We start from the raw sequence: 12387 nt of genomic DNA, 5'->3' as shown, positions 1-12387 counted from the left end.
TAATTTAAATTGGTGGTTTTTATTTTTTAAGAGAAATAAGAGAAAAAGTAGGAATCTTTCAACAATAGTGGAAATATAGTTATGTGAAGAAAATATCTAATTAAAAAAAGGAGGTAAAATTATGATTAAGAAAATCTTATTTTTAACAGTCATCACCTTATTTACTTTAACATTTGTTGGTGCTGCTGCAATGCCGGTCTTTGAAGAGCCAGTTGTAGTCACAACCTGTGGTCAAAGTCCTGGTGCATTAATGGTTAAAATGATTGCTCAACAAGTTGGAATTAAAGCTGAGCAAAAAGATCTTTTAACTGCCGAAGGTTTAAAAGGTAATAATTACAAAACTCTAATTGTCACCATGGGTACTAGTGGTAAAGGCATGGGTGCTGCGGGCACAAATATGAAACAAGAAGCTAAAAGAATTGACAATTTAATTGAAACTGCCAAAGAAAATGGGCTTCAGGTCTTAGGTGCTCATATTGAAGGTATGTCAAGACGAGCAGATGAAAATGATGCTCAATCAATCGAAATTGTTATGCCCCAAAGTGATGCTCTAATTATTAAAGATTCAAGTAATCAAGATGACTTTTTTAGTAAAAAAAGTGAAGAATTAAATATCCCAGCAATATTTTTTGATAAAAATAATGAAATGGGAAAAGCTTTTCAAGAATTATTTGATATCAAATAAAAGTTTAACTGTTACTGAAATGAGGTGTATTTAATGTTTTTACATGCTGGAATTATACTCATCATAATAGCAGTAACTTTTGCAATCGGCAACTACTTTAAACTAGGAACCGAGCTGGCTATGCTTTTGTCAGCTCTTGCTGCTGCTATTTATCATACCGGTGGTCTGCCGGTTAGACATTTAGTTGAGGGTGCATTTACATATTATGATGTTTCACTAATATTTATTACTGCTACTCTCTTTATTAATCTTGTTAAAGAATCAGGTGGTATAGTCTTTATGGTTAGAAAAATTATAATCAGGTTCCATGAGCACCGCTATTTAACTCTTTTATTTCTAACCTTTATCTTAATGATTCCCGGAGCTCTAACTGGGGCTGGGGCAGCAACAGTTTTAACTGTTGGTACACTTGTTGGGACTGTTTTAGTTTATATGGGAATTTCTGAAACCAAAACTGCTGCAATTATTTTCGTTTGTGCTTCAATGAGTGCTGCAGCTCCTCCCATTAATCTTTGGGCTATGATGGCTGCAGCCGGAGCAAATATGCCCTATGTTGGTTTTATGCAGCCTTTATTTATAATTACAAGTATTGGGGCTTTATTTACAATGTTTTTTCTGGGATCAAAGGGAGAAAATCCAGAACTAGAAAAAATTCTAGCTGAACTACCAGAACCACCAGCAGAAATGAATTGGTTTAGAGTTGGAACTCCATTTTTGATCTTAATTATCTTAATTGTTGCAGGAAGACTCTTTCCTTTTAAAATGCCGATCTTAGGACTGCCGTTAATGTTTTTAATTGCTGCTTCAGTAATGTTTATTTTAAGTCCTAAAAAATTAAATATTCTTAATATTGCGGGAAAAACAATTAGATCTTTAATTCCCCTAGTCGGAATTATGATTGTTGTTGGTATTTTAATTCAAATTATGGCTTTAAGTGGGGCTAGAGGTTTAATCTCACTTGCTATAGTAACTCTGCCAGTCTGGTTTTTATTTGCTTCATTGTTTCTTATCTTACCAGTCTCAGAAGGATTATTACAATATGCTGTAGCACCTTTAATTGGAGTACCCTTAATTTTCTTATTTAATATGAAAGGCTTTAATCCAGTTATAACTCTTTCTGCTATGGCAGTAATGTGGCCTTTAGGAGATATTTTACCACCAACAGCTGTAGTAGGCCGAGCAACAGTCATTGAATTAAATTATCAGGGAAGATATTATAAAGATTTTCTTAAAACCTGTTTAATTCCAATGGGCTTTATTTTGGCTTTATGTACTGTTTTTCTTGTTTTTAGTAATCAATTGTCATTTTTAGTTGGAGGATAATAAATCAGGAGGTTATTTTATGGGTATTATAAATTCAATTATAGAGTTCAGTTATTACCTTATCAGTGCTTTTATTGCCTTTGTACTCCTGAGAGAAATTATAAAAACCAAAGATGCTCAGGAAGCTGTACTCTATTCAGTAATAATAATCCCTTTTATTCTTAGAATATTGAGGATTAAATGAGGTGAAAAAAGATGTCTAGCAAAAATCTAATCTTAGTCAAAGTTATAACCGCTGTGATAGTTATTAGTGCTTTAGTTATCTCAGGTCAAGCTTTTACTGAACACAGAAATCACAAAGAAGCAGTAGTTACAAGCAAATCTGTTACTCAAGTCAATACATTAGGTGATTATTACCAACCTTTAAAAGGTACAGTAGCGGATTGTAATATTTATATTTTAGATAGTGGAAAACCAGGTGCTACTTTCTTTGCCATAGGTGGATCACACCCAGAAGAACCAGCATCGAATCTTAGTGCAGAAATATTTGCTGAAAATGCTATTTTAGAAAAAGGAAAATTAATTCTTGCTATTAGGGCTAACAGGAGTGCTTCGACAGTAACTAGACCTGGCGATGCTTACCCACAGTTTTATACTATAGAAACAGATTGGGGAGCCAAAAAATATAGAATGGGAGACAGATGGACTAACCCCCTAGATTCTTGGCCTGATCCTGAAGTATATGTTCATTATCCCAGCAAACAGATGTTAGCTTATATGGATATTCGAAACTTTAATCGAACCTGGCCTGGCAAAAAAGATGGTTCATTTACTGAACAAGTAAACTATGCTTTTATGCAAGTTATTGAAAAAGAAAAGGTTGATCTCTTCATTGATTATCATGAAGCAGAATTAGAATATCCAGTAATTAGTACAATTGTTGCTCATGAATCTGGTCGAAATATTGCTGCTATGTCTTCAATGACTTTAACTGATATGGAATTTGAAGAGCCAATTAGTATGGAATTTTCTCCTAAATCTTTACATGGACTCTCTCACAGAGAGGTAGGAGATCATTCAGATGCTGTTTCACTGCTTTTCGAAACTCCAGAACCGTTTTTAGATCGAGTTCGTGGAGTAACAGATGAAGATCTACTTTTAAGAGGCCAAGATCCATTTGTTCAAAGAGCAGGAGAATTTGGACTTTTATATGAAACAATTGATGAAGACGGATGGCCAATTGAAGTTCGAGTTGGCAGACACTGTTCTACTACACTAATGGTTGCTCAGATCTGGAACCAAATGAACCCCGGAAAGGAGATAGAAATTAAAAATGTGCCTAAATATGCAGAAATTATAGAAAATGGGGTTGGGCATTATTTTAAAAATCCAGCTAATATGGATTCAGATCGTGTTTATTATGAATAACAATTAGAAAGGGGATTTCTAAAAAATGAAAAGAAAAATTGCTACTTCTACAATCTTGTTGTTAATTATCACTTTAGTTCTTAGTGGCTCTGCTTTAGCTTGTACTGATATTGTTGTTGGTAAAGATGCTTCAACTGATGGTTCTGTTATAACTTCTCACACTGTTGATGGTAGATATGATTCTAGAATTCAAATTATTCCAGCTCAAGATCATGAGTCTGGAACAATGGCTCCAGTTTACGAAAATATTGTTTACGGTGATCATATGGATTTAGTTAAACTCGGAGAAATACCTCAAGCTGAACATACTTATAAATATTTTCATGGTGCTTATCCTTATGCAAATGAACATCAATTAATTATTGGTGAAACTACATTAGGCGGAGCAAGAGAAACTACTAATAGTGAAGAAGCAATTATGACTATTGAACAGTTAGAAATTTTTGCCCTCCAAAGAACTAAAACAGCTCGAGAAGCAATTAAATTAATGGGAAAACTTGCTGAAAAATATGGATACAAAGAATCTTGTTATTTAGGAGAATGCTTAACAGTTGCTGATAAAAATGAAGTTTGGGTTTTTGAAATTTTTGGAGTTGGTCCTTTATGGACACCTGAAAGTGGAAAACCTGGTGCTGTCTGGGCAGCTAAAAAAGTACCTGATAACCATGTAACAGTAGTTCCTAATTTTAGTAGAATCAGAAAAATAGATCCAGATGCAGATGATATGATGGTTTCTGATAACTATATTGCGGTAGCTGAAGAACTTGGGATTTATGATTCTGAGAGTAATGAAGAATTTTATTGGAATGAAGTATATGGTGATGTAAAAGATGATACTAGTCTTAGACTTTGGAGAGTTTATAGTGAAATGGCACCATCTAAAAATTGGAATTATAACAAAGCAGCAGAATATCCATTTTCTATTAAGCCTGATAAAAAAGTATCTGCTCAAGATGTTATAGCAATGTTTAGAGATACTTCTGAAAATTCTCCTTATGATATGGCTGACAATGAAAATTGGTATTATGAAGACGAAAGTGGAGAAATGAAAAAAAGTGTTTATGCTACTCCACAGGCAGATGGAGCAGCTCGTCAATTATTAGATCTTGAATATTATCGTCCAATTGCTCGTTATTACTGTTCTTATTTCTTTGTTTCCCAATCAAGAAATTGGCTTCCTGATGAAATTGGAGGAGTAATCTGGTTTGGACTTGATAACCCAGAAAATAGTCCTTTTGTGCCAATGAATGTTGGTGTTGAAGCTGTACCTACTTCCTGGAAAACTCTAAACAGAGATAAATTTGATAGAGATTCTTCTTGGTGGGCTTTTGCTCGCGTAGATGACTTTGTTAATATGCGTTATGGGGATTTAAAACCTGAAGTTGATTCTGTTTTAAAACCAATGCAAAATCATATGTTTGAATTACAAAAAGAAATTGAAGAAAAGGCTGTTATTCTTGATATAACTCAAGATGAAAAAGCTGTTAAAGAATTATTAACAAATCACACTAAATCTTTAATGCACTGGACTGAAAATCGTTACTGGAAACTTGGAGATGAGCTTTATTACCAGCTTAATAATAATTAAGGGGGCAAATTAAATGTTTAATAAAAAACTACTATCTCTGACCCTAACCTTTCTACTAGTCTGTTTAGTTGGAGTATCTGCTGTTAATGCCTGTACTTCTATTATGGTTGGTAAAGATGCCTCTGTTGATGGCTCAGTTATGACAACTCACACTTGTGATGGTAATTATGATGCTCGAATTCAAATTGTTGAAGGAGAAAAGTTTGAAGCTGATGCAATGACTACTGTTTATAGTTCCCGCTGTCATGACGGAATACCTGGTTATAATGTAACTGAATTAGGAGAAATTCCCCAAGCAACGGAAACATATACTTATTTCCATATTGCTTATCCTTTTATGAACGAGCACGGAGTTATGATTGGAGAAGCAACTTTTAGTGGTCGCAGTGAATTAAAAAATACAGATGCAATTTTAATGATTGAAGAACTAGAAAGACTTGCTCTTCAAAGAGCTAAAACAGCTAGAGAAGCTGTTAAAATTATGGGAGAACTAGCTGAAAAATATGGTTATGCTGATGGTGGAGAAAGTTTAACTGTTATTGATGGTGAAGAAGCCTGGATGTTCGAAATCGTTGGACCAGGTCCAATCTGGTCTCCTGGAACTGAAGAGCCTGGTGCTATTTGGGCAGCTAAAAGAGTGCCTGATGGCCATGTTAGTGTAGTTGCTAATAGAAGTAGAATTGATACACTTGATCTAGATAATCCAGAAAAAGCAATGGCTTCTAAAAATGTGAAATCTTTTGCTGAAAATATGGGCTGGTGGGATCCAGCAGAAGAATTCTTATTCTGTGAAGCATATAATCCTAATCCTTATGGAGCAGAATATTATCAAAAACGCCGTGAATGGAGAGTTTTATCTATTTTAGCTCCATCACAGAATTTTGATCCTAAAGCAAAACGTTATCCTTTCTCAGTTAAACCTGATGAAAAAGTTTCTGCTCGAGATTTAATGGCAATTAAGCGTGATCATTATGAGGGTACCAGATTTGACTTAACTGAAGGCTTAGCAGCTGGCCCTTTTGGTACTCCAAATAGATATCCTACTCCTAATTCTGTTAAACCAGAAGATAAAAAAGATATGGATTGGGAAAGAGCTATTTCAATGTTCCGCTGTTCTTATAGTTTTGTTGGTCAGGCACGTAGTTCAATGCCTGCTCCCATTAAATCAATACTCTGGTTTGGTGAAGATGCACCTCACTCTACTGTTTATCTTCCAATCTACAGTGGTACCAGAGAACTACCAGAAGCCTTTACTTCAGGCAGAAGAGATAAATTTGACAGATCATCTGCTTGGTGGGCCTTTGACTTCGTCTCAAATTGGGCTGACTTAAAATATTCATATATGATAAAAGATATTCAAGCAATGCAGCAAAAATATGAAAATAAATTCTTTGCCATGCAGCCTGCTATTGATAATGCAGCTCTAGAAATCTATGATTCACATGGCCCAGAAAGAACAAAAGAATTCTTAACTGACTACAGCTATAATAATGCAAAAAAAGTTGTAGATGAATGGTGGAAATTTGCTGATGAAATGATTTATAAATATAATGACGGATATATTAACTATCCAGACAAAATTCAATCTGTTGGCTATCCTACAGAATGGTTAGAAGAAGTAGGATTCGGTGAAGGTACTGTAGCTGAGTAATTTAAACTACTCTACTAAAATTAAGGCTCAGCCCCTGCTATGAATTAGAGGGGCTGAGCCTTTTTAATCTAAATTTTTTACTTTAAATCTTTATTTTCATATTCTGATTCTTTTCCTTCTAAGAAATTATATTCATAATCATCATAAATTTTACTAACAAGTGATACCATCCCCAGTAAAGCTACTACGTTAGGAATAACCATAATTCCATTAAACATATCAGCCATTTCCCAAATAACAGGTACTTTCATAACAGCTCCTAAAATAACACATCCTACAACAACCCAGCGATAAATTTTGACTTTTCCTTTACCAAATAAGTACTTAATATTAACCTCACCAAAGTAATACCAACTAATTATAGTCGTAAAAGCGAAAAAGAAAAGTCCAATCGCCACAAACTTCTCTCCCATACCACCTAAAGCTTGAGCAAAACCAGCTTGAGTCATTGCTGCCCCCCGCATTGCTTCACTCTTGAAAACTCCACTAGTGATAATTACTAAAGCTGTCATAGTACAAACCACAAAAGTATCAAAGAAAACACCAAAAATAGCAACTAATCCCTGTTGAGCTGGGTGATTTACTTTAGCTACTGCATGAGCATGAGGAGTAGAACCCATTCCAGCTTCATTAGAAAACAAACCACGAGCTACACCATAACGGAAAGCTTGTTTAATTGAAACTCCAATAACTCCACCTGTAGCAGCTGTTGGATTAAAAGCTCCATAAAAAATCATTTTAAGAGAAGGAATAATACTCTCAAAGTTAATTATTATCACAGCTAAACTTGCTAAAAAATACATTACTGCCATAAATGGAACTACCATTTCTGTAATATGAGCTATTCTTTTAAGACCACCAATAATAACTAGCCCCACTAGAATAGAAATAATAATTCCAATTACTAAAGTAGAAATTCCAAATGCCTCAGACATGGCTGTAGCAATTGAATTAGATTGAACCATATTTCCTACTATTCCCAAAGCTACAACTATAGAAACCGCAAAAAGTGCTGCTAAAGGTTTACTTCCCAAACCATTACGAATATAAAAAGCAGGACCCCCTGTCATCTCTCCATCTACACTTTCTTTAAATTCCTGTCCTAAAACTGCTTCAGCAAAAACTGTACCCATTCCAAAAACTCCACTAATCCACATCCAAAAAACAGCTCCAGGTCCACCAGCTGCAATAGCTGTTGAAACCCCAACTAAGTTACCAGTACCGACCTGAGCAGCAACTGCTGTGGCTAAAGCTTGAAAAGATGATATTCCAGCTGCATCAGCCCCAATTGATTTATCAAACATTTTAGCAAAAGTTTCTTTAAAAGCAGATTTAAGCCGTCTAATTTGAATAAATCTTAGCTTCCAGGTAAATAAAACTCCTGTCCCCAAAAGTAAGACTAACATTACCGGTCCCCAGAGAATACCATTCACATACTGAAAAAAAGCCATAATATTTCCCCTTTCTAATATTTTATTTTATAAAAATTGTGAAATATATAACAATAATCATTATAAAGGATTTTCTTCTCTTTTTCAAATCAACTTGCTTTTAGTATTTTAAGAATTTTTGGAATATTTTTCTTAAATAAATATCTAAACCAGCTCTTAGTCTATAAATGTAGCTTAATTTTTAATTATTCGAGCTGGTAGATATTTAAGCTTTTGAATTTCAATTTCAAATTTATATCAGTTATTCAATAAAACCTGCCTTTTGCAGTTTTTCTCTTGCTTCAGCTTCATCAGCTTCAGCAATTAAAATTACAGGTCCTGTACAACCCATACCTGTTTCTGCATAAATATCCTGCTGCCAGAGACTTTCTTTAGCAGCTTCAATTTCTAAGATATCTATACCTGAGATTTCTTCATCTGTTACTTTCTTTTCTGGTTTTTTAACTTTTTCCTCTTTTACAGCTGAATTTTTAGCTTTTAGCTCAGCAATTAAGTCATTTAAACCAGCTTTTTTAGCTGCTTTTAATTCAGTTTTAGTCAGCTCCAATAAATTACCCTGAGCTACCTCTGCCATAAATTTCAGTGCATTAGCAATTACTGGAGCACCTGAAGCCCGAGAAATAATCCCGATTAATTTATCATAATCTTCTCCAACTCCTGGTCCATAACCATAACCCACTGCTTCGTACTGGCCACCTGTATTAAAGGAAGAAAATACTTTCATCAGCATATTTCCAGTCAGAGTATCAGTTACCATAATATCGGGAGTTCCTAAAAGCAGATCATTACCTCTCATCACTGAACCACCATCTGCTCTAACAGAAGTTGCAAATTCAAACTGATAACCATTTACCTTTAACTTCTGCAGATTTTTTTCTACCAGTCTGGCCCCTTCTACATTTAAAATTCCTACTGTTGGTTTTTCAATCCCTAAAGCTTTAGCAGCTGCAATCCCATAAATTGTATTTTTGAGCATTGCTGGAACTCGATCAGTTGCAGTAGTGCCTGTGGTAGTAGCAATTAACATTTCTTTTCCCTGCCCAGGAGTAATAACTCTACCAACTGTAGACACTCCTAAAGGAAAGTTATAATGTAAGGTAACTGCAGCATCAAGCTCCTCATTTTCTAATTTTTGATCCATTATAGAATGAGCATCTGCTAAACAGCTGCATTTGTCTCCCTCACAACCTATTAAATCTACTTCTAAATCATTATATTTGTTTTCAGCCAGCTGAGCAGCTTTTTTTAGTTCATCTACTCCATGTTCACTATCAAGTAAAGTTAGGCCAATTTTCTTTTTTTGACCAAACTGACCTGTCTCCATCGCTGCTGCCACCTCATTAAAAACTCCGGCAACTCTTTCTTTTACATTCTTTGTCATTTTATCCACCTCACTCGGTTTCGCCGAGAAGATTATCTGCCATCTGGCGCATAGCACCGGCGATCATATTTTTGATTTCTTTATCACTTACACTTTCTGTTTTTGCCTCTACTCCGGAATTCTTTTCAATTACAAAAGAAACTCCATCAAACTGATTTGTCATTCTACCTAAAAATAGACTCCCTTTACCAATAATCATTGCTTTTTTTAGCTGACCTGCTGCCATCATTTTAGCTGCTGGACCAATAAAGGGTACTCCTGAAGGAATATGGCCCTGAGTTGGAGCAAATCCAGGCATTCCATGTGCTTTAACAAAGTTCATCAGTTCTTTTCTTTCTAAATCACCGCGTTTAACTCCTAAAGCAGCAATCATTTTATAATTAGATTCTGGAACATCTCCTGCACCAGCTGGTTTTGTAACTTCTGGATTCTGCATTTCTACAGAATACTTATCGATATCTTTAATATTTAAATCATTTTCATCTAAAGGATCAGTTACTAAAGAACTAATTACTGCCTGAGGAGAAGAACCTGTCCCCACTTTATGACGGCCAATAATATCAGTTCTAATCACTGGGCTTAGTCCATCATTTTTAGAAACTAAAACTGCAAATCCACCCAGAGTATCTTCTAAAACAGGCATTTCTTTTTTAATATGGTCTTTGCCATTCATCCCTAATTTGGCCACTGATCCACCTGCTGCGACTACTACATTGTCATAAATTCCAGCTTTAACTAAAGCTGCTGCATTAACTATTGCATGAGCTGGAGCTGCACAGAAACTTCTAACATCTGAGCCATTAGCATTTTCACAACCAGCCATTTCTGCTATTGCTTTAGCAAAGTTACCTCCACCACGCTGATTAATATCTCCACATGCTTCTTCAGAGCATTCAAGTAGATAGTCAACATCATTTAAATCAATATCATTTTTAAAAGCTAAATTTTTAACTGCTAAAACAGCAGATGCTTTGGCAACTAAGTTTTCTAAAATAGTATGGGCATTTAAATTGACATCACTTTCGTGTGCTCTTTTGACACAACCAATTAGTTTATTATTTAAATAAAGTGGTTCTGCCTCATTTTCTAATAAGGACTCCAATTCAGAGCTTTCTTCTCCTGTACCAAGCTCAATCTCCATTTCTTTTAAAATAGGATGTTCAGCTAGCTGAGGCTCAATTTCTTGAATAAATTCTGAGCTTAATTTAACTAAATCAAAAACATCAACATGTTTAATCAAAGCATAAAATTCAGCTTCAGGCATAATTTCACCTAGTTTACCAAATCTTTCTTCTTCTACAAAATTTTCTTTAGCATACCATGGTTTTTCGATTTCTGTTAATTTATCTGGTAAAATATTACCGATATAGGCTTGATTTGGTGCATATCCGACTACTTCTGTAAAAGTTCTTAAATGATCATCCAAGTTCTTTAAATATTCTGCTTCAGGATTTTTGGCCCTAGTTGTTGTCTGAGTAGAGCCGCCTTCTTTTAAAATATTAGGTGTATGTACTAAAACATAACCTGAACCTTTAATTACTGGAAAATCCATTAAACTCACCTCCATAAAATTTGAAAAGATCCTTTAAAAAATATTTTTTAATTCTTTTTCAGTTGGAGCAACTACTTTTTCTGCTACTTTAGATCCCTTAAGCTTCATAACTGTTGGGATTTCCTCAATCTGATAGCGATCAGAAATCAATCTATTTTTATAAGTATCAATTTTTAAGAATTTATAACCTTTAGCTTCTAAATCCATATTCTCTAGTTTTGCTACTAAATCAATACTTGCTTGATCTGTAACACTCCAAAAAGCAACAATTACTTCTTTATCTGCTTGGAGTACATTATTCTGCCAGTAATCTTCTTCTTCAATATAGCCTTGAGCCATCACAGCTGCTGTTGCACCATCACCTGCTGCAGTTATTACCTGACGCACAACTTTATCCCGCACATCACCAACTGCATAAATACCTGGCTGATTTGTTTCCATTTGTTTTGTTGTTTTAATATAACCATGTTCAGTTAAATCTACAACACCTTCTAAAAAGTCTGTACTAGGAACGCGGCCGACAAAGAAGAAAACTCCATTACAATCAATTTCAGATTTTTGACCAGTTTTAATATTTTTAACAACAGCCTTTTCGACCAGACCTTCTCCTTTTATTTCTTCTAAAGTAGAATTCCAGACAAAATCAATTTTCTCATTTTCCATTGCCTGTTCCTGCAGAATTTTTTCGGCATCCATTACTCCTTCATCATGGATGACAATCATTGTCAGTTTATTTACAAATTTAGTTAAATAAATAGCTTCTTCTACAGCTGAATTACCATTTCCAACAACTACAATATCTAAGTCAGTAAATAAATCTGCATCACAGGTAGCACAATAAGATACTCCTTTACCTTTAAATTCTTCTTCTCCTTTAATTCCTAATTTTCTTGGCTCAGCACCTGTAGCTATAATTACACTTTTAGCTTCATATACTTCCTCTTTTTTAGTTTTAACTAACTTTTTAAAACCATCAGTTTCTATTTTAGCAACCTGTCCCCGCTTAAATTCTGCTTTAAACTTTTCAGCATGAGTTTTAAAATTATCCATTAGTTCAGAAGCAGTAGTCTCTGGCACTCCAGGATAATTTTCCATATCATGATATGTAGCAGGCTGACCTCCAGTCTTTCTCTTAGCTTCAAGCACAAGTGTTTTTAAACGAGAGCGAGAACCATAAATTGCAGCTGCTATTCCAGCTGGTCCACCACCTATTATTATTAAATCATATTTTTCGCTCATCATTATCTCTCCTTAAATTAATTTAGCAAAGCTAAATATAATTAGATTTCAGAATAAATTTAGAACTTATTTAAAAATTAAACCATAATTTGCTTAAACTTATTAGCTTATAATCTAAAATTTAAGCAAGCAGAAAAAGCCACAGACAT

The 12387-nt window shown here is 34.6% G+C and carries 9 protein-coding genes; 5 read left to right on the top strand and 4 right to left on the bottom strand.

All coding sequences use genetic code 11. The features are described 5' to 3' along the window. Positions 1–121 precede the first annotated feature (121 nt). The 5 genes from HPRAE_RS02345 to HPRAE_RS02320 all read left to right on the top strand — a co-directional run bounded on the left by HPRAE_RS02345 (position 122) and on the right by HPRAE_RS02320 (position 6615). Positions 122–685: a DUF6305 family protein gene (locus HPRAE_RS02345; protein ID WP_014552650.1), complete on the top strand. Its 564-nt coding sequence runs from the start codon at positions 122–124 to the stop codon at positions 683–685. Positions 686–718: 33 nt separating this feature from the next. Next, on the top strand, positions 719–2008 hold the full coding sequence (locus tag HPRAE_RS02340) for a C4-dicarboxylate ABC transporter (protein ID WP_014552649.1): 1290 nt from the start codon (positions 719–721) through the stop codon (positions 2006–2008). Between the two features lie 195 nt (positions 2009–2203). Beyond that, positions 2204–3376 carry a M14 family metallopeptidase gene (locus HPRAE_RS02330; RefSeq protein WP_014552648.1) on the top strand — a complete coding sequence of 391 codons (1173 nt, stop codon included), beginning with the start codon at positions 2204–2206 and terminating at the stop codon, positions 3374–3376. A gap of 25 nt (positions 3377–3401) precedes the next feature. Next, positions 3402–4964 carry a dipeptidase gene (locus HPRAE_RS02325; RefSeq protein ID WP_014552647.1) on the top strand — a complete coding sequence of 521 codons (1563 nt, stop codon included), beginning with the start codon at positions 3402–3404 and terminating at the stop codon, positions 4962–4964. 13 nt (positions 4965–4977) lie between these two features. Next, positions 4978–6615, top strand: coding sequence for a dipeptidase (locus HPRAE_RS02320; protein ID WP_014552646.1), 1638 nt, complete (start codon positions 4978–4980; stop codon positions 6613–6615). A gap of 77 nt (positions 6616–6692) precedes the next feature. On the opposite strand, the gene HPRAE_RS02315 is transcribed toward HPRAE_RS02320, so the two are convergent. The 4 genes from HPRAE_RS02315 to trxB form a co-directional block, all read right to left on the bottom strand. Next, a complete protein-coding gene (locus tag HPRAE_RS02315; protein ID WP_014552645.1) occupies positions 6693–8066 on the bottom strand; it encodes an alanine/glycine:cation symporter family protein in 1374 nt (457 codons plus the stop codon). Positions 8067–8307: 241 nt separating this feature from the next. After that, positions 8308–9447, bottom strand: coding sequence for a glycine/sarcosine/betaine reductase complex component C subunit alpha (grdD, locus tag HPRAE_RS02310; RefSeq protein ID WP_014552644.1), 1140 nt, complete (start codon positions 9445–9447; stop codon positions 8308–8310). A 10-nt stretch (positions 9448–9457) separates the two neighbouring features. Beyond that, positions 9458–10999 carry a glycine/sarcosine/betaine reductase complex component C subunit beta gene (gene grdC / locus HPRAE_RS02305; protein WP_014552643.1) on the bottom strand — a complete coding sequence of 514 codons (1542 nt, stop codon included), beginning with the start codon at positions 10997–10999 and terminating at the stop codon, positions 9458–9460. Between the two features lie 33 nt (positions 11000–11032). Next, positions 11033–12238, bottom strand: a complete 1206-nt coding sequence (gene trxB / locus HPRAE_RS02300; RefSeq protein WP_041606895.1) for a thioredoxin-disulfide reductase — start codon at positions 12236–12238, stop codon at positions 11033–11035. Between the last annotated feature and the right edge of the window lie 149 nt (positions 12239–12387).

The sequence above is a fragment of the Halanaerobium praevalens DSM 2228 genome, assembly GCF_000165465.1.
GTDB classification, from domain to species: domain Bacteria; phylum Bacillota; class Halanaerobiia; order Halanaerobiales; family Halanaerobiaceae; genus Halanaerobium; species Halanaerobium praevalens.
Note: the sequence above shows the minus strand (reverse complement) of the source record. Positions and strands in the feature narration are given on the sequence as shown.

Coding starts and splice junctions, on each gene's coding strand:
- HPRAE_RS02345 (WP_014552650.1), top strand. CDS start 122: ATGATTAAGAAAATCTTATTTTTAACAGTCATCACCTTATTTACTTTA.
- HPRAE_RS02340 (WP_014552649.1), top strand. CDS start 719: ATGTTTTTACATGCTGGAATTATACTCATCATAATAGCAGTAACTTTT.
- HPRAE_RS02330 (WP_014552648.1), top strand. CDS start 2,204: ATGTCTAGCAAAAATCTAATCTTAGTCAAAGTTATAACCGCTGTGATA.
- HPRAE_RS02325 (WP_014552647.1), top strand. CDS start 3,402: ATGAAAAGAAAAATTGCTACTTCTACAATCTTGTTGTTAATTATCACT.
- HPRAE_RS02320 (WP_014552646.1), top strand. CDS start 4,978: ATGTTTAATAAAAAACTACTATCTCTGACCCTAACCTTTCTACTAGTC.
- HPRAE_RS02315 (WP_014552645.1), bottom strand. CDS start 8,066: ATGGCTTTTTTTCAGTATGTGAATGGTATTCTCTGGGGACCGGTAATG.
- grdD (WP_014552644.1), bottom strand. CDS start 9,447: ATGACAAAGAATGTAAAAGAAAGAGTTGCCGGAGTTTTTAATGAGGTG.
- grdC (WP_014552643.1), bottom strand. CDS start 10,999: ATGGATTTTCCAGTAATTAAAGGTTCAGGTTATGTTTTAGTACATACA.
- trxB (WP_041606895.1), bottom strand. CDS start 12,238: ATGAGCGAAAAATATGATTTAATAATAATAGGTGGTGGACCAGCTGGA.